This window comes from uncultured Campylobacter sp. (assembly GCF_938039205.1).
In the GTDB taxonomy this organism is placed as follows: domain Bacteria; phylum Campylobacterota; class Campylobacteria; order Campylobacterales; family Campylobacteraceae; genus Campylobacter_A.
The window spans coordinates 126333-147944 of record NZ_CALHVM010000056.1; the positions used below are offsets into that span (position 1 = coordinate 126333).

22 protein-coding genes are annotated in these 21612 nt (G+C 39.9%); 5 read left to right on the forward strand and 17 right to left on the reverse strand.

What is annotated here, in order from left to right:
• Nucleotides 1–81: 81 nt before the first annotated feature.
• On the reverse strand, nucleotides 82–1626 hold the full coding sequence (locus Q0394_RS08505) for an inorganic phosphate transporter (protein WP_298946809.1): 1545 nt from the start codon (nucleotides 1624–1626) through the stop codon (nucleotides 82–84).
• A gap of 130 nt (nucleotides 1627–1756) precedes the next feature.
• Between Q0394_RS08505 and Q0394_RS08510 the strand changes: the two genes are divergently transcribed.
• The gene (locus Q0394_RS08510) at nucleotides 1757–2194 is read left to right on the forward strand and encodes a GatB/YqeY domain-containing protein (protein WP_298791494.1); all 438 of its coding nucleotides are present in this window, start codon (nucleotides 1757–1759) and stop codon (nucleotides 2192–2194) included.
• A gap of 382 nt (nucleotides 2195–2576) precedes the next feature.
• On the opposite strand, the gene Q0394_RS11980 is transcribed toward Q0394_RS08510, so the two are convergent.
• The 15 genes from Q0394_RS11980 to Q0394_RS08585 form a co-directional block, all read right to left on the reverse strand.
• On the reverse strand, nucleotides 2577–3839 hold the full coding sequence (locus Q0394_RS11980) for a methyl-accepting chemotaxis protein (protein WP_314786330.1): 1263 nt from the start codon (nucleotides 3837–3839) through the stop codon (nucleotides 2577–2579).
• Nucleotides 3840–3849: 10 nt separating this feature from the next.
• The gene (locus Q0394_RS08520) at nucleotides 3850–4353 is read right to left on the reverse strand and encodes a PAS domain-containing protein (RefSeq protein WP_002947680.1); all 504 of its coding nucleotides are present in this window, start codon (nucleotides 4351–4353) and stop codon (nucleotides 3850–3852) included.
• Between the two features lie 24 nt (nucleotides 4354–4377).
• On the reverse strand, nucleotides 4378–5625 hold the full coding sequence (locus Q0394_RS08525; RefSeq protein WP_298791492.1) for a type II secretion system F family protein: 1248 nt from the start codon (nucleotides 5623–5625) through the stop codon (nucleotides 4378–4380).
• Nucleotides 5622–7379, reverse strand: a complete 1758-nt coding sequence (locus tag Q0394_RS08530) for a GspE/PulE family protein (protein ID WP_298946812.1) — start codon at nucleotides 7377–7379, stop codon at nucleotides 5622–5624. The genes Q0394_RS08525 and Q0394_RS08530 overlap by 4 nt, the downstream gene beginning before the upstream one ends.
• A gap of 40 nt (nucleotides 7380–7419) precedes the next feature.
• Nucleotides 7420–8319 (reverse strand): transformation system protein, encoded by a 900-nt coding sequence (locus Q0394_RS08535; protein ID WP_298946813.1) that lies wholly within the window; start codon nucleotides 8317–8319, stop codon nucleotides 7420–7422.
• Complete coding sequence (locus Q0394_RS08540) at nucleotides 8312–9133, reverse strand: ATP-binding protein (RefSeq protein WP_298946815.1); 822 nt, start codon at nucleotides 9131–9133, stop codon at nucleotides 8312–8314. The genes Q0394_RS08535 and Q0394_RS08540 overlap by 8 nt, the downstream gene beginning before the upstream one ends.
• Entirely contained in the window at nucleotides 9123–10724 is a 1602-nt protein-coding gene (gene mshL, locus Q0394_RS08545) for a pilus (MSHA type) biogenesis protein MshL (protein WP_298946817.1), read from the reverse strand. The genes Q0394_RS08540 and mshL overlap by 11 nt, the downstream gene beginning before the upstream one ends.
• Complete coding sequence (locus tag Q0394_RS08550) at nucleotides 10702–11130, reverse strand: hypothetical protein (RefSeq protein WP_298789458.1); 429 nt, start codon at nucleotides 11128–11130, stop codon at nucleotides 10702–10704. The genes mshL and Q0394_RS08550 overlap by 23 nt, the downstream gene beginning before the upstream one ends.
• Complete coding sequence (pilO, locus tag Q0394_RS08555; protein ID WP_298789456.1) at nucleotides 11109–11759, reverse strand: type 4a pilus biogenesis protein PilO; 651 nt, start codon at nucleotides 11757–11759, stop codon at nucleotides 11109–11111. Before pilO ends, Q0394_RS08550 begins: the two co-directional genes overlap by 22 nt.
• Entirely contained in the window at nucleotides 11759–13270 is a 1512-nt protein-coding gene (locus Q0394_RS08560; RefSeq protein ID WP_298946820.1) for a hypothetical protein, read from the reverse strand. The genes pilO and Q0394_RS08560 overlap by 1 nt, the downstream gene beginning before the upstream one ends.
• A 107-nt stretch (nucleotides 13271–13377) precedes the next feature.
• Nucleotides 13378–14247: a GTPase Era gene (era, locus tag Q0394_RS08565; RefSeq protein WP_298946822.1), complete on the reverse strand. Its 870-nt coding sequence runs from the start codon at nucleotides 14245–14247 to the stop codon at nucleotides 13378–13380.
• Nucleotides 14244–15566: an HslU--HslV peptidase ATPase subunit gene (hslU, locus tag Q0394_RS08570; protein ID WP_298946824.1), complete on the reverse strand. Its 1323-nt coding sequence runs from the start codon at nucleotides 15564–15566 to the stop codon at nucleotides 14244–14246. Before hslU ends, era begins: the two co-directional genes overlap by 4 nt.
• 7 nt (nucleotides 15567–15573) lie before the next feature.
• A complete protein-coding gene (hslV, locus tag Q0394_RS08575) occupies nucleotides 15574–16107 on the reverse strand; it encodes an ATP-dependent protease subunit HslV (RefSeq protein ID WP_002947707.1) in 534 nt (177 codons plus the stop codon).
• Nucleotides 16108–16554: a 50S ribosomal protein L9 gene (rplI, locus tag Q0394_RS08580; RefSeq protein ID WP_002945216.1), complete on the reverse strand. Its 447-nt coding sequence runs from the start codon at nucleotides 16552–16554 to the stop codon at nucleotides 16108–16110.
• A gap of 13 nt (nucleotides 16555–16567) precedes the next feature.
• A complete protein-coding gene (locus Q0394_RS08585; RefSeq protein WP_009494474.1) occupies nucleotides 16568–17791 on the reverse strand; it encodes an argininosuccinate synthase in 1224 nt (407 codons plus the stop codon).
• 166 nt (nucleotides 17792–17957) lie between these two features.
• On the opposite strand from Q0394_RS08585, the gene Q0394_RS08590 reads away from it, so the two are divergent.
• From Q0394_RS08590 to Q0394_RS08605, 4 genes are read left to right on the forward strand one after another with little or no spacing between them, the layout of a single operon-like run.
• Nucleotides 17958–18203 (forward strand): S4 domain-containing protein, encoded by a 246-nt coding sequence (locus Q0394_RS08590; RefSeq protein WP_124851202.1) that lies wholly within the window; start codon nucleotides 17958–17960, stop codon nucleotides 18201–18203.
• Entirely contained in the window at nucleotides 18200–18601 is a 402-nt protein-coding gene (gene tsaE, locus Q0394_RS08595) for a tRNA (adenosine(37)-N6)-threonylcarbamoyltransferase complex ATPase subunit type 1 TsaE (RefSeq protein WP_298946826.1), read from the forward strand. Before Q0394_RS08590 ends, tsaE begins: the two co-directional genes overlap by 4 nt.
• Entirely contained in the window at nucleotides 18594–19322 is a 729-nt protein-coding gene (gene lptB / locus Q0394_RS08600; RefSeq protein ID WP_002947715.1) for an LPS export ABC transporter ATP-binding protein, read from the forward strand. The genes tsaE and lptB overlap by 8 nt, the downstream gene beginning before the upstream one ends.
• The gene (locus Q0394_RS08605) at nucleotides 19322–20584 is read left to right on the forward strand and encodes an RNA polymerase factor sigma-54 (RefSeq protein ID WP_298946828.1); all 1263 of its coding nucleotides are present in this window, start codon (nucleotides 19322–19324) and stop codon (nucleotides 20582–20584) included. The genes lptB and Q0394_RS08605 overlap by 1 nt, the downstream gene beginning before the upstream one ends.
• A gap of 185 nt (nucleotides 20585–20769) precedes the next feature.
• Here Q0394_RS08605 and Q0394_RS08610 read toward each other — a convergent pair whose 3' ends face one another.
• Nucleotides 20770–21591, reverse strand: a complete 822-nt coding sequence (locus Q0394_RS08610) for an adenylosuccinate lyase (protein WP_298946830.1) — start codon at nucleotides 21589–21591, stop codon at nucleotides 20770–20772.
• Between the last annotated feature and the right edge of the window lie 21 nt (nucleotides 21592–21612).

Genomic DNA, 21612 nt, shown 5'->3' on the forward strand with positions numbered 1-21612 from the left:
GACTTTATGGTAAAAACCAAGACTAACTTTATAAGTTTTGGCAAAACAAATCGGCCAGTTACGGCTCGCGAATAGTCGAATTTACAAGCCTAACATAGTCTTTAGAAGCATGTAAATAAGTGCCGCCGAGCCGCCCGCGATCGGTAGAGTGATAACCCATGCAAGCACGATAGGTTTGACCATTTTCCAGTTGGCATCGCGGTTTAATATACCGATACCAAGCACCGCACCGATGAGGATGTGCGTCGAGGAGACGGGGATACCTAGCTTAGTAGCTAGCAGGATAACGGTACTAGCGGCTAGCTCGGCACTAAAGCCCGTCGTAGGTAGGATCTCGGCTAGCTTGCTGCCTATTGTAGTGATGACCTCTTTGCCTAGAAACCAAAGCCCTACCACGAGCGAGATGCCAAACGTCACCATCGCGATGCCCGGTACCGGCGCGGTGGCGTTTATGGAGCCTGTTTTTAGTACGTCTAGGATAGCGGCAAATGGGCCCACGGCGTTTGCTATGTCGTTGGCTCCGTGAGAGAATGCGAACGAGGAGGCCGTAAATATCTGAAACCACGAGAAAATGCGATTCGTGCTCTTTTCTGCGTTATCTTTTTTCATCACGTTTATCATCGCAAGCGTGGCGAGATATGTGACTATACCGATGACGCAGATGATCCAGATCGTGCCGATGAAGCCGATGTCGAGATTTAGGTGTGCTAGGCCTTTAAACAGCATCATCGAGGAGATGATGATCGCGCCGATGCCGGCCACCATCGGGATGTGCTTACGCATGGCTTTTGACGTGTCGATCTCTTTTTCGCGCTCTTTCATGGCTTTGATCGCGAGCTTGTATTCGCTGCGTTCGCCGCTTTCGACGTCATCCTCGTCAAGGACCGCGATCTTGCTTAGTATCCTTATCTGCTCGCTTTCGGGTTTTATTTTTAGCTCTTGCAAATAGCGCTCTTTGTAGGCTTTACGCTCGCGTTTTAGTACCTTTAGCTCTAGGGTAAATTTGCGAGTTGGGATCAAAATTTTAGATTTTATGTAGCCGTAAATGAAGTAAGAAAGGATGCCACCTAGAAGCGGCGAGATGACCCAGCTAACTGCAATCCTGCCTATCTCGCCCCAGGAAACCATAGCCAGAGCCTTATCCCCGCCCATAGTCGTAAAGCCCATCGTAAGCCCGGCGCCGACGATACCGCCTACGATCGAGTGCGTCGTAGAGATAGGTAGACCCTTTTTAGACGCGATAAAAAGCCAGATACCAGAGCTCAAAAGCGCTGACATCATAATCAGCACGAAAAGCATCGGCTCGGTGCCCTCCTGCGGGAAGCTCACGATGCCCTCGCGGATGGTTTTGGTTACCTCTCCGCCGGCGAATATCGCGCCGCTAAGCTCGAAAATAGCGGCAATAACTAAGGCTTGCTTTATCGTGACGGTCTTGGCGCCTACGCTCGTTCCAAAGGAGTTTGCGACGTCGTTGCCGCCGATGTTAAACGCCATAAAGATACCGAAAATACTAGCGATACTGAAAAGCAAAAAGTGATGAGTCGGGATGTACTGATAGCCCCAAACGAAAAATCCAAACGCGGTAATAGCGAAGATCGCAAAGGCAAAAAGATTGTCGCTTCTCAAGCAAGTCCTTTTAAAAATGAATGGTTAATTATAGCTATATTTTTCTTAAGCAAGCCAAATTTAGGCGGTTTTATTAGCTTTAAATTTTAGCTTCGTTATAATTTGCCCACTTAAATTTAAAGGAGAAAAAGTGACTATCAGAGAGAAAATTTTAGACGATATCAAGACTGCGATGAAAGAAAAAGATAACTTTCGCCGCGACACGCTAAGGCTCATAAACTCAGTCATCAAACAAGTCGAAGTTGATGAGCGTATCGAGATGACCGACGAAAAGGTGCTACCGATCCTACAAACCCAGATCAAACGCCGCATGGACTCTATCGAGCAGTACAAAAACGGCGGCAGGGACGATCTGGCGCAAAACGAGCAAAAAGAGATCGATATTATAAGCGGCTATCTGCCAAAGCAACTAAGCGCAGACGAGCTGGAGGCTGAGATAAAAGCGATCATCGTCGGGCTAGGCGAGGGTGCAAATATCGGCACCGTGATGAAAGCTGCGAAAGAAAAAATAGGCGCTAGAAGCGACGGCAAGAGTATAAGCGAGTGCGCAAAGAGGCTACTGGGCTAAATTTGCATTTAAATTTGACCGAATTTGCTTTGGGGTTTGGTCAAATTTTATAGAAGGGCAAGCTTGCTTTTAGGTAGGTTTGCCTTTATGAGATTTGACGCAACACGGCAAATGATTGCTGTTTTTGGTCAAATTTGGAGAGCTTATAGCGTGCGGCTTGTGATTGGCGCGAAGTAAATTTGCTAAGTTTGCGATATCTAGTATAAATTTTGCTGAAGCCAATTGTGTTTATAGAGGGCGTAAATTTGCTCTATAGTTTTTGATGATGTAAAGCTTTCAAAAATAGGTTTTTGCAAAATTTTATAGAATGGATTTTTGGTTTAAAGTAATGCTAAAGAGCAAAATTTGAGCCAAATGTTTTTGGCTCAAATTTTGTATAACGTTACTTTACGCTTTCTTCGATCGTTACGTCTATTATCTTAAATATCTCACCGCTTGCTTGTTTGACCTTGGCGAATCTATCGACAAATTTTTGGATATCGTTCATATTGTAACCATTTTTTGAGTCGTCTAGGTTAGCTTTTACTAGATCGCTTATTTGTTTTGCGGGAGCGCTTGCCTTCTCGAAGCTTTTTGAATTTGCAAAATACGCCGCCGCACTCTCGTACCATGCGTTTAAATTTTGCGTTTGTTTTTGCATATTTTCGTCATCGCCTCTTTCGTTGATGACGTTTCCGTATGCGGTCTGCAGATACGTTACTCGGTTGATCTTGCCGATGATACCGATTGTTTTGTTTTCGACGTATTTTGAGATTTTTGCGCTTTGTGTAGCACCCTGGCTAAATACGTTCACGGCATCTCTAAATTTAGACACGCTTACGTTTGCGACTTGCGCTATTTGCGTGATTTTGTTGGAGTTGTCGTTTAGATCGTTTGTTTGTTGTTGTAAGGTTTGGATATTTATGCCGATTTCGCTTGTAGCTTTTTGTGTATTTTCGGCTAGTTTTCGCACTTCGTCCGCGACTACGGCAAAGCCTCGTCCGTGCTCGCCGGCGCGTGCCGCTTCTATAGCTGCGTTAAGGGCGAGTAGGTTTGTTTGCTCGGCAATGTCTTTGATTAAATTTACGACCGATGAGATTTCCTCGGTTCTGTGAGTTAAATTTTTAATAGCTTCGGTAGACTCTGTGATGAGATGCTCTAGGTTGCCCATATTTTGGCTAAGTTCACTTACGGCCGACATGCTTTCGTTGGCCTTTACCGAAGTATCTTGCGCCATGGTTGAAATTTGGGTTAAATTTTTAATGCTCTGATTTAGATCGTTTTGTACTTCTAAAATACCGTCGTTTCCGTTGCCGAGCTCGCTAAATTTTTCGGAGAGTATGCCTCTGGTTTTACCTTTTTGCCCGGCTTTTATACCCTCGACGCCCTCGCTCATGGATATGGCGTTGGTTCTAAAAAGACCGCGAAAACCCTCTGTGAAGATATTTCTATAAGTTATCCCGCTTTCGGCCGATTTGACGCAAGTACCCATCTCTCTTTGCAGAGCTTCGATTTGATCGAGTAAGTCATTTATCCCAAGCGCTATTTTGCCGATTTGAGAGTTTGGATCTATCTGTAAAATTCTAGGTTCCAAAAAGCCGTTTCTAGCCTGTTCGACCACATTTAAAATTTCATCGTAATTTACTTTTTCTTTTTTAAAAAACATGATTTTCCTTTTATAATCTTTGTAAGTCGTTCATTAGCTCGTCATAGCTCTTGTTTTTTTCTTTTAAAATATTATCAAGAAGCTTAGATGAGGCTTCCATGCCACCGCTCTTTTCAGCTTCCAAGAGCTGCCTGTAAAGCGGGATAATGATTTCTAAGGCTTTTGGATTCGGCTTTCGTCTAACCGAATAATAACCGATAATGTTGCCATTTTGATCAAGAGAAGCGGTAACGTTTGCAAATACCCAGTAAAATGAACCGTCAAAGCTCTTGTTTTTAACATAGGCAAAAACCTCTTTTTTATTTTTTACATACTCCCATAAAATTTTAAAAACAACGCGCGGCATATCTGGATGCCTCACGATATTATGCGGTTTCCCGATCAGCTCATTACCTTTTGCACCGACTATTTGAGCAAAAGGGATATTGCAATAAGTTATTTTTCCCTTCGTATCGGTTTTTGAAACCAAAAACGCATCTGCACTAACTTGACGTTCATGTAAATTATTTTGCATTTCTTTCCTTAATTGTTGTTTTAATTATCGTCCTTGAACTGCATTTCCAAGATCCCACATAGGCATAAAAATACCAAGCGCTAGAAGTATAACCATGCCCGCCATAAATAAAAGCATAATCGGTTCCACATAGCTTGAAATATTATCAACCAGGTCGCTAAATTTAGCTTTGTAATAATCGGTTACTTTCTCAAGCATAGCATCTATTGCACCGCCTTTTTCGCCTGCGCTTAGCATCTGAATAAGCATACTCTCATAAAGCTGAGTATCCCGAAAAGCTTCCGTCAATGATACGCCTCTTTGAACAGCAATTTTGATTGTGGCAAGCTTATCGTGTATGTCTTGGTTTTCTACTGTTAAAGTTGCCGTCTCAAGGGCATCAGCAATTGGAATACCTGCTCTTACAAGCTCTGTAAAAATAAGATTAAATCTGTTCATTGTTGAGTAGAATATAATTTTATTGATTAGATAAACTTTTAGCATAAATTTGTCAAATTTATATTTAAAATCATCATTGCTTTTGTATAAATATCTGATAGCATATATTATGGTTATAAAACCGACTAATATATATAAACCGTAATTACTTAATGCACTCTCGATAGAAAGAAGAATAATTGTAGGAAGAGGCAGTTTAGCTCCGAGTTGTTCAAATATCTCCCTAAACTGAGGAACAACGTATATCATCAGTATAATAAAAGCTATCGCCATAGCAGACATTACTATAATCGGATATCTGAGAGCTTTTTTAAATTTTCTCTGATTTTCCCAAACTTCCTGTAGAATATCTGATAGTTTATGGAGCGACTCAGACATATTACCTGTGCTTTCGCCAAGCTTTACCATAGCAATAACTACGTCACCAAGCTCGCCTTTAAATTTGGTTATGGCATCTGTTAGACTTTGACCTTGGTTGAGATCATCGTTTAGGGTTGCAAATATGGCCTTAAGCCTTTTGTCTTCTGTTGATTTAGATACTTCCTTGATGCTGTCGTGGATTGAAATTCCTGCATTTGTCATAACGCTTAATTGCCTAAAAGCTGCAATTAAATTATTTATTTTTATTTTTGAACCGCCTAAAAGGACCGATGCCTTGCTTATCATGTCAGCAAATTGTTCTTCTAGCGGGACGCTTTTTGTTTCTCCTACTTTTACTATTACGCCGGCTTTTTTTGTTTTTGCTAAGGCTTGCGCCTCGCTTCTATTGTTTGCCTTTAAAGTCATCTTCTGGCGACGACCGTTGGCCATATACTCAACTTCAAAAAATTTCATACCTTAGCTACCCTAAATACTTCATCTATCGTTGTTACGCCCCTTGCGGCTCTAATAATACCATCTTTAAACATATCTATAAAATGCTCTTCGTATGCTACTTTTTTTATTTCCTCTTTTGTAGTGCCGTTTGCTATCATCGCTGAAATTCTATCGCTTATCGGTAAAACTTCACTTATCATCTCTCGCCCTACATAGCCTGTTTGAGAACATTGATCGCAACCAACGTGTTTATAAAACTGATAATCTTGCGGCAAGAAGTCTTGAAATTGTTCATGTAAATTTGGCGGCAAAACGGTTTTTTGTTTGCAGTTTGGGCATAGTTTTCTAACAAGCCTTTGGGCCTCTATCGCCACCAATGCGCCGCTAATTAAATACGGCTCTATTCCCATATCGGCGATTCTGGTGACGGCGCTTATTGCATCGTTTGTGTGAAGCGTCGAAAATACCAAGTGACCGGTAAGTGCAGCTTGGATAGCTATACGAAGAGTCTCTTGATCTCTGATCTCGCCTATCATTATAATGTCTGGGTCTTGCCTTAAAATGGATCGAAGAGCTGAAGCAAAGGTAAGTCCGACTTTTTCATTTACGTGGACTTGCTGGATCATATTTAGCTGATACTCTACTGGATCTTCGACGGTTATTATTTTTGTCTCTACACTTTTTATATCATTTAATGCAGCATAAAGAGTTGTTGTTTTACCAGACCCAGTTGGCCCTGTCACTAATATAATGCCGTAAGGTGCTTTCATTGCTTTATTAAATTTATCAAAAGTACTTGGATGCATACCTAAATTTTCAAGACTAATTAGAACTTTTGATTTATCCAAAATACGCAAAACTATGCTTTCGCCGTGTAGTATCGGCAAGGTTGAAATACGAAAATCATACTCTTTGCCGGCTACTTGAGCCGAAAAACGACCGTCTTGCGGCTTTCTTCGCTCTGCTATATCCATATTTGAAAGTAGCTTCATACGCGATACCAGAGGAGGAAAAAGATCCTTATCGAAAATAAAAAGTTCGGCTAGCATACCGTCAATCCTGCCTCGTACGACGCAGTTTGTGGTGGTGGCTTCAATATGTATATCGCTTGCGCGACTTACTATCGAGGTTCGTAAAATAACTTCGATCAATTTTAATATGCCGGAGCTATTTTCATTTGTATTTCCACCTACTACCGCAGTAGAGGATAGCTCCTTTCTTATCTCGGTAACTATGCCTTTTACGCTATCATTTAGCTCTATTTTACTTAAATATTTATCTATTTTGGATGGATCGGTTATTACTATTTTTAAGAGTTTTCTATTAAAAATAGATTGCAGTCTATCTTGCGCAGACATATCAAATGGATTTTTAAAAGCAACATAAACGGCAATTTCATCTTCCTTAATAGGTAGAGCACTATAGGTTTTTAAATGATTTAAAGGAGCTTTTTCACAAAGTTTATAGTCTATATCAATATCATCTAAATCAATATATTCAAGCTTAAATTTATTTGCAACGTACTCTAAAAAATTTTTTAAATTTATTACAAAATTTTCAGTTATTTCATTAATTGTAATACGCTGTCTTCTGTATAGTTCACCAAGAACATCATATATATATTTTGTTGAAAAATTTGGTACTTCCTGTTGTAGCGCATGTTCAAAATCCGTGTTTGTCTTTAATAAAGACAATATATTTTGATGTTGGATATCAGTTATTAAATTATTTTTTAAGATGGTCGCCATAAAAAGTTCATAAAATTTATTCATTAAATACCTTTACTCTTTATTAAATAATAATGCTTTTATTCTATAAAGCTGTATCGTCTTCTATTTGTCTCATTAGATCCTCGATATTTGCAGAATTTGCCTTATCGTTATATATCTTAAGAACACTTATAGCATCATCTTTTTGCTTTAGGTTATATTTTGACTTTGCAAATATTATCCAGCTCTCTTCATTATTGCTATCAAGCTCATTTGCTATCAACGCCCATTTTTCACTATTTTTATAGTCCTTAACATCATAGTATCTTCTTGCAATAAGTAGTGCAATGTCAGAGCTATTTGATTTTTCAAATTTTGCTGTTAATTCATCTACCGAAACTTCAGAACCAGAAGATTGTATTTGGAATTTGTTTATATTTTGCAAGCCACCAATACTCTTTGCGGGTATGTGTTTTTCAGAATCAAAATTTAGTTTTTCTTCTGTTGGAGTGGCTACTGCCACTTGTTTTCCGCCAATATTTTTTTGAGTATTGCTAGCTCTCTGTGTATCTTGTTGTATATCGCTTGCATTTACCCAGCCGTGTTGCTGAATTTCTGTATTTATATTATCTGAAGTATCTTCGTTTGCAATGCTACTATTTTGCGTGTTTGGCGTGCTTTCGGTTCCGCCAAAATTATCAGAATTTAGCAATGTATTATTACTTGGATCGATTTTCTGCTCAGGCTCAATATTTTCAGAATGTTTTATAATCTTTTGACTATTTTCCCTGGTATCATTACTAATTGTTGTGTTATTTGTATTATTTATTAGTGAATCTTTTAATAAATAAAAAGTAAGCGATGACACAGAAACAGATATAGCTAAAACAGCTGAAATAGCATATATATAGTTTTTTTTATCCGAAAACTTAAACTCTTTTCTCTTTTTGTCGTAGGCTCTCCATCGCCTTTCTAGCTCCAATATTTCATATGTTTCAAGCATCTATAAGCTCCGATTTGATGGCTGCCATCTCTAAAATTTTTGTTACCATTTTGTCACCGCCTATTATAGTTGGTTGATTTGCATCAAAATATTCGTAAAGTTCAAAAATATTAAACATTAATTTATTTAGCATTCTTAAATTTCCCTGGCTTAATTCATTTAGAAGACGAAATTGTTCTTCGGTAAATTTTAAAAAAATATAAAAAAACTGACTATTTTGTAACTTATTTTCCAAATAAACTTTCATCTCCTCTGTATCGATAGAGCCCATCTCTATACTTTCCCAAACTCTTGACTTAAAGTAATCTCTCGATAGTACATCTTTATCAATCGTTTCGTGCGTGGCGAAAACAAATTTAAATAGACCGCTATCTGACATTATACGAATTTTTTCTAGTAAAATCTCAGGATAAAGCTGTGACTCGTCAAGAATAACTATTACTGGTTTTTTATCTTGACTATCTTCGATTTTAGCTTCGTATATTTTAATAAACTGCTCATAGCTTTCAATTTTTTCCTGAGATTCTTTTCTAAAAATACCTTCATACAATGATTTTACAAATTCTGATTCATTGAAAAAGGGATATGGAAAAAAAATAATGTCACTACGATCTTTAAGATCGCTGACAATTTTTTTTAGCAAGAATGTTTTTCCGCACCCAGGCTTGCCGTAAAATAAAATTAACTTGACAGGCTTTTGTAACAAATCTAAAATTTTTTTATATGCAATAATAGACTTATCTAAATTTATGTAGTTATTTTCTTGTGCTACATCAATAAATATATTTTTTAGAGTAGTATATTTATTGCTCATACGTTGACCTCGAAAAACCTAAATCTTTAAGAGACTGATTGATTGGTGTAGTATTTGATGTGTCAACTATTCTTGGGGTTATAATAAATACAAGTTCTGTTGTCCTAAGATTATCTTTTGTGCTTTTAAATGCATGTCCAAGCACAGGGATGTCTCCCAAGAATGGTACCTTTGTATTTTCCTTGCCTTTAGACTGAGCTATAAGCCCACCTAAAACGATTGTATCACCGCTATTTACCTGCACAACAGTAGAAAGCTTTTTTTGTATAGTATCTGGTGCGATTTCTCTTATGGTTGTACTTTGCCTAACATCATCTTCATTGTATTTGAAGCTGCTAAGAGATGGATTAATACGGAGCATAATCTTATTATCGTCTGAAACCTCTGGTAAAATGTTAAGCAAAATTCCTATAAAAACAGAATATTGCTTATAGGTTATAGTGGTTTTACCATTTAAAGCGTTATTGTTTTGACTTTCTTCCTGAACTCTATAGTTTACATTATCTCCCACGGAAATTAGGGCCTGTTGATTATTTAAAGTTGTAATTTTCGGGCTTGAAACAACTTTTGTTCTTCCATTTGTTTCTAGAAAATTTAAAACGCCGTCTAAATTAAAATTAAAACCTGCAATCAAATTCATGCTTTGAGAAAAACCACCGCCAAGACCGTTTCCTCTATTTGACCAAAATAGGTCATTTGCCGGAATCATTCCATATGTTCTGCTTAAAGTGGTCGTAGGATTACCAGCGGCGTCTTGTCCTACTGTTTCAGTTACGCCAGTTACAACCGTACGATTGTATAATCCGGTTTTAAAACCTATATTAAATTTACTCCAGTCAACACCTTTTGTGTAGCTATTGGCAAGCTCTACAGATATTATAGATACATCTATGACTACTTGTTTTTTAAGTCTTTCTTGAATATCTTTAATGTATTCAGAAACTCTCCTAAGCTGTGCTGCTGTGCCGGTTACAGTGACTAATCCTGCATTGGCATTGATGATAGGATCTGGCGCAACGATACTTTCTGTCGTATTGTTTAGTATCGCTTTAATTTCAGTATCTAATTTTTCCCAAAAATCAAACTTTTCAACTGTTCTTATTATATTATCAAGCTTGCCACCGCCCTTAGTAATATCTGTAGATCCACTATCTTCTTCTCTCTCTCCTACTTCTATTGGGGCAGAATCAACAGAGGCTTTTGTTATAGCGGTTCCTTCTCTTACGGATGTTATATAATCAATTTTAAAAGTTTTTGTCTGAAGGGATGAAATTTTTAATATATCTTGAGAAAAGGTATAGCTCATATCTTTTTCAGATAGTAAAAGGCTAAAAATTTCATTCAATGTTTTATCTTTTATATTGATTCCAAAAAGAGGTTCGCTTATGGCGTCTTTAGCAAATTGATCTTTTGTAACAACACTAAAATGACACATATCGGATAGTTGCGTCAACACCTCTTGAACTGAAACTTGTTCATTAATTTTAAGATTAAAAACCCTTTTTTCACAACCATTGCCATATGCTGATGTTAACGATATTGCGGCTATAATAGATATTTTAAATAATTTATTTAATTTTGATAATGACATTTTTATTTGCCCCTTTTGTTAAATTTAAGTCAATTTTTTCATCTTTATTTGCTAAAGTAATACTTTTGGATCCAATGTTTACCAGTTCATATTCACCTATTTTATCTTTTACCCGATACCAATGTCCGCTAATTTTAGCTTTGTTGCTAAATATTGCTTGTAAATCAAAAGTTTGATTATCCGAAACATTATTGTTATTTTCAATGCTAATGGCTTTTGTTTTTAAAAAAGGATCAGATATGGTTTTTAGTTCGGATTCATTTAAGCCTTTACGTTGCTCATTTATCGCGCCGAATAACTGATTATAATGCTCTATCTCTTCTTGAGAATTATCCGCCATGGATATAGAGCAAAATATCGCTAAAAAAAACAAAGCACAAGTTTTCATTGATATTTCATCCCCCATATATAAATTCCCATATTTCCTCTTAGTTTGCCATTTGTAGAATTTATATCTATATTATTCACATCTACTACCAATTTTGATTCTTCAATAGCATTTATATAGCTTACGATATCCCTATAATCACCGTCGACAGATATATTTACATCAAGTACTTGCTCTATTTTCTGAGCATTAGGTTCTTTAAATGTATTTATTATTTTTGTTATTTTTACATTATTCTTATTTGCTAAAAATGCTAAATTATCTAAAAAATCAGCCCAACTCTGTTCATTAAAAATTAGATATGATAGCTCTTTTAACTTATTATCAAAATATTGATTCATGTTTTGGGCATCAGCGAGCTTATTTTGCTGTTGTAATAACTCGTTTTGTTTTTTATTTATCATAAAATTTCTATCGTTACCTTGGCTAACGGTGCTCAAATAAGAGTTTACCTTGTTTAGATCCTGGGTTATTCGATCATTTTCCCTTATTGAGTCATCATAATAATTTTGCGCATATGGTATTACCGCATAGTATGCTATTGCAACAGATAAGAAAAAAGCAACAATTAACATCATTGTTACTTCGCTAGGTTTTTTTTCATCAAAATAGTTATCGATTTTTGTAAGTGTATTATCTTTTTTCATCATTTAATCTTTATAGTAACATTTGTTTCATATGAGGGTACCCCATATTTTTTATCTAATAAAATTTCTTTTGTTAATATAGAGTATTTATCGGAGGTATTTATATTTTGCATCAACTCCGTTAACTTTTTTTCATCTTTGCTTACTAATGTAACTTTCATGTCTCTATTTGAGTTATTTATTCTTGCGGTTTGTATATCTTTGTTGTTTATTAGATTGCTGAGCTCAAATAACACAACGCCCTTCATCGGATAACTAACTTTTTTATCATAAATTTCTTTAATAGTATTTTTTCTAAAATCAATTACAACTTGTTCTTCCTCGATAGATTTTGATACGCCTGAAATTTGTTGTTCAAGGGCTGCTATTGCCCCTTCTATCCTTATTTTATCTGCATTATTGATTTCATATTCGCTTTTTTTATCGGCAGTGTCTACGTCGGTAATAATTCCTGATACATAAAGATACAATGGATATAGTAATCCAATTAGTAGCCCAAGCAGTGTATATAGTATTAATTTACCGCTATTGCGTTGAAATAGCGGTAGTGGTCGTAGAAAATTGGAAAAGTTAAAATCGTTTTCTTGCGTTTCTTTGTAATATTGTGAATTGATTGCCATAATATTGTGAATATTATCAACTTCAACCTCTTTTGAATTTATGGCAATATTTAGATCAAGGTAATTAGTAGGTATACTTACTTTCTCTTGTATAAATTCTGCAAAATTACCCATTTTTACGTCAGTTACTAAATTTATATTTGAAACATTTGATCCTAGAAAGCGACTTAAACTATTTATTAAGTCTCCTATATAATAGGAAATTTCATCAAATATTTCAACTATAAAATCCCTACTTCTATCATCTTGAGTATTTGTTCCATTTTTTATAATATTTAAAAAAACATTATCGTTTAGCTTATTGCCGCTTAAAGTAGCAAATTTTTCGCTAATATTTTTTATTGAATACCTAAGTGGTCTTGATTGAACATACTCTCCGTTTTGATAAATAGCTATAAAAGCATCATCATCCTGCAACACCACGAAAGCATCGGTATTTTGGGCTGAAAGCATATTTTTTTTATAAAGCGCATGAAACATTAGCGGGGCAGCCACCACATAGTCTATATACGGAATTTTTTTAAGAGCCAAAGAGAATAATTGATCGGTTGATAAAATGTCAGATATAAATACGTTAAAAATTTTAGTTTCAGACGATATGCCTAAAGTTTCGTTATACACAATTTTATACTCAGAAGACGGATCTAGACCAAACTGCTCATAAGCCTTGATTGTTATTAAATTTGATATATCATCCTCGTCCGTTGATAGCGGTATTTCTACACTACCCGACATGATATCTTTATATTTGATATACGACATAAAAAAACTATTTTTATTTGCTTTGCTTAGGTCTATTTGGGAAATTTTATTACCCGAAAAGGCATATGAAGTTTGCAAATACGGATCATGCGTTACTATGTTTGCCACTTCATTTTTATTTTTTGCCATTTTTAAGCATCCTTCAATATAAACTTCAAATTCTAAGTTAGTTTTGCCCTATACTAGGCAACTTGCCACATTCATTATACCATAAAAATATATGACTTAATAATTATTTATAAAATATTCAAGCTTTTTATAGTTTTTTCGTCTTTGCGCCAGTCTTTTTTAACGACTACAACGAGCTTTACGAGGATTTTTTGTCCCGTAAAATTTGATATTAACTTTCTTGAATTTATCCCGATTCTTTTGATAGTTTGACCATTTTTTCCTATAATTATAGACTTATGTGTCTCGCGTTCGGTGATTATGGTGGCATAAATTTCAGTTATATCTGGTTTTTCTTTGACTTTGTCTATGAGCACGTCGGTAGAGTAGGGGATCTCGTCGCTTAGATTATCATAGAGTGCCTCTAGGATAAATTCACGAAAAATTTCTTTTTCGTTTGTCGGCGTTAAAAATTCCGGATCGTAAAAATACTCATGTTCTGGCAAAAGCTTGCAAATTTCATCTAAAAGCGGCTTTTTGTATGTTTGCTTTTTGACGCTAAAAGGCAAAAGTGCGGTAAATTTGTCTTGAAATTTTTGATACTGTGTGATTTTTTCCAACACCTTGGCGTTTGAGACTTCGTCAACCTTGGTGAGCACCAAGATATGTGGTTTTTGTGGATTTAAATTTAAAAATTTAACGTAATCGTCTATGCTGTCGTGAATAGGCGCCAAAAACACGATCGCTTCGCAGTCGCCCATCGATTTTATCGCTTCGTTTATCATTAGTTTATTTAGCGTCTTGTTGCTCTCGTGAAGTCCAGGCGTATCGGTAAAAACGATCTGATCTTCGCCGTTCATCACGATACCGCTGATCTTGCGCCTCGTGGCGTTTTGCTTGTGCGAGACGATGGTGATTTTCGCATCAAGCAAAAAATTTAAAAGCGAGCTTTTGCCTGCATTCGTACGGCCTATGATGCTTACAAAGCCTGATTTCATAAGATATATCTCGCCAGGTCTTGATCCTCGACGACGTCTGAGAGACGCTTTTCTACGAGAGCCTTATCTATCTCTACTGTTTCGCCGCCGTGCTCGTTAGCCTCAAAGCTAATATCTTCGATCACGCGCTCGATCACGGTATGTAGGCGTCTAGCTCCGATATCTTCCATTTTTTCGTTGGCGTTTTGAGCGATTTTTGCGATAGCTTTTATGGCATCATCCGTAAATTTAAGCTCCACGTTTTCGGTTTTTAAAAGCGCTTGGTACTGCTTCAGCAGCGAATTTTTAGGCTGAGTTAAAATTTGATACAGCGCGTTTTCATCTAGGCTATCAAGCTCAACTCGCAGCGGGAAACGCCCCTGAAGCTCGGGGATTAGATCGCTTGGCTTGCTGATATGAAAGGCGCCTGCAGCAATAAAAAGGATATGGTCGGTCTTTATGGCGCCGAATTTGGTCGTCACCGTCGAACCCTCCACGATAGGTAGTAAGTCGCGTTGCACGCCTTCTTTGCTCGGATCTTGCCTGCCCGAGTTTCCGGAGCTCACCGCGACTTTATCGATCTCGTCGATAAAGATTATGCCCTCGTTTTCGGCTCTTCGCACGGCTTCGGTTTTGATGCTCTCCATATCTAAAATTTTATCGCTAGCTTCGTTTTTGAGCGCCTCTTTTGCGTCTTTTACCTTCATCTCTTTTTTGACGGTTTTGTTGCTTAGGCCGATGATTTTGACGAAGCTCTCTTGCATTTGCGCCATATCGGGCGGTACGTTCGCACCCGCGTCAAAGCTATTTTGCACGATCTCTATCTCGATGCTTAGATCATCTAGATCGCTGTTTTCGAGCCTACTCATCATCTTTTCGTAGCTTTTTTCGTAGTCTGCTTTTTTCTCTTCGCTTGCGCCTGTAGGTAGAGGCGGCAGGAGTTTTTTTATTATCTTATCTTTTACATATTCGTCGATTTTCTCGCGATTTTTCTCGCGCTGTTCGGCTTTGACCAAATTTACCGACGCAGCCGCCAGGTCGCGCACCATACTTTCTACGTCGCGTCCGACGAAGCCCACTTCGGTGTATTTGCTGGCTTCTACTTTGATAAACGGCAAGCCCATCATCTTTGACAGACGCCTTGCGATCTCGGTTTTGCCCACGCCCGTCGAGCCTATCATCAGGATGTTTTTTGGCATGATATCGTCTTGCATCGTTTTATCTAGCTTCATCCTGCGGTAGCGGTTTCGTAGCGCGATGGCGATGATCTTTTTGGCGTCCTTTTGCCCGATGACGTAATCGTCTAAAAATTTCACTATCTCTTTTGGGGTTAAATTCATCTTTTCTCTATTCTAAAACGTAGGTTTTTATGTTCGTGTTCGTATAAATGCAAATTTCGCCAGCGATCTTTAGGCTCTCTTTTACGAGCTCTTCTTCGTCGATCTGGGCAAATTTATCCAGCGCTCTTGCGGCGGAGAGAGCATAGTTTCCGCCGCTTCCTATAGCGGCTATTTTGCCGTCTTCGGGCTCTACAACGTCGCCTGTTCCGCTCAAAAGAAAAATTTTCTCTCTATCAAGCACCAGCATCATGGCTTCTAGTTTGCGCAGGTATTTATCCTTGCGCCACTCTTTGCTAAACTCGATCACCGCCTTTAGCAGGTCGCCTTTGGCGTGCTCGAGGTTGTTTTCAAACATATCAAAGAGATTAAACGCATCTGCGGTACTGCCGGCAAAGCCCGCTAGGACCTTGCCGCCGTGGATTTTGCGTATTTTTACCGCATTGCCTTTTAGCACCGTGTTGCCAAAGCTCACTTGTCCGTCGCCGCCGATGACCGATTTATTCTTGCCTTTGTAGGCTAAAATGGTAGTCGCGTGAAACACTTATTCGCCCTCGACGTCTAGTTTTAGCGTAGCTCGTACGGCGTGGCCGAGCTTGACGTCCACTTCGTAGATACCGGTCGCTTTTATAGTGTGCGCAAAATCAAACGCCTTTTTATCTACGACTAGATGATGATTTTTTTCTAGCGCTTCTGAAATTTCATCCTTCGTTACCGCGCCAAATAGCGCGCCGTTTGCTCCGAGCGGCTTTTTAACTTTGAGCGTGATTTTTTCGATCTCGGATTTTAGTTTTTCTATATTTGCGATCTCGTATTTTAGCTCCTCGGCCTTGCGTTTTTGTTCGGCTTCGTACTGGCGCAAAACATCGGGAGTCGCGGCTTTAGCAAAGCCTTTGCCGATTAGGAAGTTATTTCCGTAGCCTTCCTTTACCTCTTTGATTTCGCCGGCTTTTCCGAGCGATTTTACGTCTTTTATTAGTAGTACTTTCATTTTTATCCTTTATTTAGTTAAATTTGCGTCCGTTTTTGCGTCCGATGATAAATCTAAGCGCGTTTAGTTTGATAAATCCGTTCGCGTCTTTTTGGTCAAATACGCTGTCTTCTTCAAACGTACAAAACGCCTCGCTAAAGAGATTGTCCGTTTTGCTGTCGCGTCCTAGAACGATGACGTTGCCTTTGTAGAGCTCGACTTTGACCGTGCCGTTTACGTTTTCTTGGCTTTTGTCGATGAGCGCTTGCAGCATGATACGCTCAGGCGACCACCAGTAGCCGTTATAGATGAGCTCTGCGTAGCGAGGCATTAGCTCGTCTTTTAGGTGTGCCGCGCCGCGGTCTAGCGTGATGCTCTCGATCGCGCGGTGAGCTTTTAGCATTATCGTGCCGCCCGGAGTTTCGTAGCAACCGCGGCTTTTCATGCCGACCGAGCGGTTTTCGACGAGGTCGAGTCTGCCGATACCGTGTTTTGCGCCTAGGCGGTTTAGCTCGGCTAGAAGCGCCGCAGGGCTCATTTTTTTACCGTTTATGCTAACGGGGTCGCCTTTTTCGTAGCCGATTTCTATTATCTCGCTTTCGTTTGGAGCGTCTTTGGGGCTTACAGTCCAGCGCCACATATCGGCTTCCGGAGCGTGAGCCGGGTTTTCAAGCACCAAGCCCTCGTAGCTGATGTGGAGCAAATTTGCGTCCATAGAGTAGGGGCTTTTGCCCGGTTTCTTTTCTATTTTGATACCGTTTTTTTCGGCGTATTTTAGTAGTTTTTCACGGCTGTTTAGATCCCACTCGCGCCAAGGGGCGATGATGGTTAGGTTATCTCCCAGCGCGTAGTAGCCTAGCTCAAAGCGCACTTGGTCGTTGCCTTTGCCGGTCGCTCCGTGGCTCACGCCGTCGGCGCCTACTTTGGCGGCGATTTCGGCTTGTTTTTTAGCTATCAGCGGGCGAGCTATCGAGGTGCCTAGTAGGTATTCGCCCTCGTAAACGGCGTTTGCTCTAAACATCGGAAATACGAAATCTCGCGCAAATTCCTCTTTTAAATCCTCTATAAATATATTTTCGGGTTTTATGCCAAGCTCCAGCGCTTTTTGGCGTGCGGGTTCTAGCTCCTCGCCCTGACCGATATCGGCGGTAAAGGTTACTACTTCGCATTTATACTCGTCTTGTAGCCATTTTAAAATAATGCTCGTATCAAGTCCGCCCGAATAGGCGAGAACGACTTTTTTCACGTCTTTTTTCATTCTCTATCCTTTATATTGAGATGACGCGTATTTTAGCCAAATTTGATTAATTTGTTATAAATATCTCCGCTAAAATCGCGTACGCTAAACGTCAAATTTACATTAAATTTAATATGTAGCGGCGAGGAATTAAAAATTTAAGCCAAATTTGGCTAAAATCGCCGCCATGAGAGTAGATAAGTTTTTAAATACCGTAAATATAACGAAAAGGCGCGCGGTCAGCGAAGATATGTGTAAAAGCGGCGTCGTGAGTGTAAACGGCGTTGTCGCCAAGCCGGCCAAAGAGGTCAAGATCGGCGACGTGATTACGATCAAATTTTTAACGAGAGAGGCGCGCTACGAGGTGCTGGCGATCCCGGAGACCAAAAGCATCCCAAAATCAGCCCAAGCGCTATACGTAAAAGAGCTATGATAGAGCTAAATTTAGGACTTGACGAGCTTAGCGAGGTGGTAAAAATTTTACCCCAAAGCGGCATCGTTATATTGCAAGGAAATTTGGCTAGCGGCAAAACGACGTTAGTAAAAGCTATCGTAAAGGCTCGCGGCATCGATGCGGAGGTTACTTCGCCTACGTTTTCGGTTATGCAAAATTACGGGGATAAAATTTATCACTACGACATCTATCAAAACGGACTTGACGCGATTTTACAAAACGGACTTTTTGAAAATTTGTTAGAGGAGGGGCTTCACCTGGTAGAGTGGGGCGACGAGCGACTGGAAAAGGCGCTGGCAAATTTGGGCGAAAAATGCGTCAAGATAGTCATCTCGCCTAGCCAAAAAGGGCGAAAATACGAGGTTTACGGTGCATAAATTAGAAGTTAAAGATTTACAAAAAACGATCAAAAAAACAAATATCATAAAAGGTATCTCGCTGGAGGTCAAAAGCGGCGAGGTAGTGGGTCTGCTGGGCCCAAACGGCGCGGGCAAAACGACGACGTTTTATATGATATGCGGGCTCATCTCGCCCTCTAGCGGTAGCGTGTTTTTAGATGGCGCAGACGTGACGAAGGTGCCGCTGCATAAGCGCGCGCATATGGGTATCGGCTATCTGCCGCAAGAATCAAGTATATTTAAAGACCTCTCCGTCGAGGAAAATTTACTGCTCGGCGCCGAGATCCTATATAAAGACGAGGCCGTCCGCGAGAAAAAAGTAAATGAAATGCTAAATTTGCTAAATATCGAGCCCATACGCCTGCGAAAGGGCGTGAGTCTAAGCGGCGGCGAGCGCAGACGCTGCGAGATCGCTAGAAGCCTAATCATTACGCCTAAATTTTTGCTCCTGGATGAGCCTTTTGCCGGCGTCGATCCGATCGCCGTTAGCGACATACAAAGTATCGTTCGAGATCTAAAGAAGCTTGGCATCGGCGTGCTCATCACCGACCACAACGTCCGCGAGACGCTAGCCATCTGCGACCGAGCCTACGTGATCAAGGACGGTAGCCTGCTAGCTAGCGGCAGCGCGAACGAAGTCGCGAACAACAAACTCGTGCGCACCCACTATCTGGGCGAAGAGTTTAAATTTGTAGAATAATGCTAAAGCAAACTCAAGCTCCCAAAAATAAGCTCTCGCACACGTTGCGATCGTGGCTGCCGATACTAAGCAGCAGCGTCGAGGAGCTAAAGGAGACGCTTGAGCCGTTTTTAGCGGATAATCCGTTTGCTAGCGTGCAGCAGCGAAATTTGAGCGAGCTACCCAGCGCCGCGCCATCCAAAAAAGATAAAAATTTCTTCAAAGAAATATCAAAAAACAGCGTAACCGATAGTATCGAAAGCTTTAGCGTGGCTAAAACGGGGCTTTACGACAAGCTAATCGAGCAGATAGATAAGCCTCTGTTTCCGACCGAAAAATCCCAAAAAATCGCGATGAAAATAATCGAGTGTATAAACGAGGAGGGCTACTACGAGCCTGAAATATTTGACGAATTTAGCGAGGCGGAGATCGAGTCGGTGCGCAAGCGCTTTGCCTACCTCGAGCCCGCGGGCATCGGCGCAAAGGACTACAAAGAGAGCTTTTTGTTTCAGCTTGAGGAGCTAAATTTGGACGAAAAGCTTTTTGAAAGCGCAAAAAAGCTTGCGCTAAATTTCGAAAATCTCTCTCAAATGCGCAAAATCCCGCTCTATAATGAAGCACTCGCCGTCATCAAGAGGCTAAAAAATCCGCCCGCTATCGAGTATATGAGCGAGGCTGCTGCGATCATTCCCGACATCGTCATCGACACGAGTTCGGGTGGTATCGAGGTGAGGATCAACGACGACTTTTACCCCGAGATCGTCATCGACGTCGAGGGGCTGGACGAAAAAGAGAGCTTCGTAGCCTCCCGCGTAAAAGAAGCAAAAGACCTCATAGACGCGCTTGATATGCGAAAAGCCACGCTGCGAAAGATCGCCCTTATGCTAGTGGAGTATCAGTACGATTACTTTTTTGGCGGCGACATCAAGCCCATGCGCCTAAAGGACATCGCCGAGGATCTGGGGCGAAACCCATCGACCATTTCGCGCGGCATCTCAAATAAATACCTCGAGTGTTCGCGCGGACTCGTGCCTATAAAGAGCTTTTTCTCCGCTGCGATCGACGAGGATGTCTCAAACAAGGCTATCAAGGACTTCGTGGCAAATCTCGTCCGAAACGAAAACCCCGCCAAGCCGCTTAGCGATCTAAAAATTTTGGAGTTTATAAAGAAGGAATTTAACGTCGAGGTCGTCCGCCGCACGATAACCAAATACCGCCTCGCGCTAAATATCGGCAGCTCCAGCGAACGTAAAAAGACCTATCTGCTGCAATCGGGGAAGTAAATTTAACCAAATGAGCGCAAATTTGCGATTAGTGTCAAATTTGAGCGGGTTTTAGATACGGCTTATGCTTTTAAATTTTGCAATAATAATGTATAGATTAGCGATGTCGTCAAAAATATTCTCAAAAGCGATAGCGGCTAAAACGCAAATTTGATTTAGCGTAAAATTTACTCAAATTTGAAAAATCAAATTTTCTCCGTCCCCGCTTCCAGCTCCTTAAAATAAGGCTTCAAGCTCTCGTAGGCATTTTGGATACGCTGAAACTGCGTTTTGCACTCGTCCAAAAGCTCGGGGCTAAGCGCGGCGTGAAAGTCGGGGTGGCAGGCCTTGACGAGCTCCAGATAGCGGTTTCGCACCTCCTCAAAGCTATCGTTTTTATCACACCCAAGCACCGTAAAATGGTCCTCGAAAAGGCTAGCCAGCGCGGCAAATTTGGCCTTGTTTTTCTTGGCGCAGATTTTGATCTGTTTTTTAAATTTTTCAAATTCCTCTTCGTTATAGTTAAAGATGATCGAAAATTTCATATACTCGCTCTTGTTAAACAGCTCCTCGAGGCGCGCGCACTCATCCAAATTTGCGATATTTAGGGCGATTTGACCCTCGGCGGATAAAATTTGCTTTGATTCAAACCCCTTGATGATGTGCGAGATAAAGTACTCGTTTGAGCGATCAAAGCTAAATATCGCTCCGCCACGTACGAAGGCGACGTCGACGAAAACCATGGCTTTTAGCGAGTTTGGTTGGATGTAGTGGAGTTTGATCGTTTTATACTCGGCGAAGTTTAAATTTACGTTTTTTAGCTCGTACCTCTGGCAGAGTTTTTTTAGAAATTTGACGAAATATTTGCGCTGAACCTTCTCGTTTTCGTCGTAAAACGACATCACTTTGCCTTTTTGCCCCAGCGTCTTGGCGAAGTTTCGCTTTATGAGCGCTTGCAGCTCGAAAAATAGATCGGCGTCTGATGTTTCTATGCTTAGAGATTCTAGATTTTGACTTACTTTTATCAAATTTTGCCTTTATAAAACGCA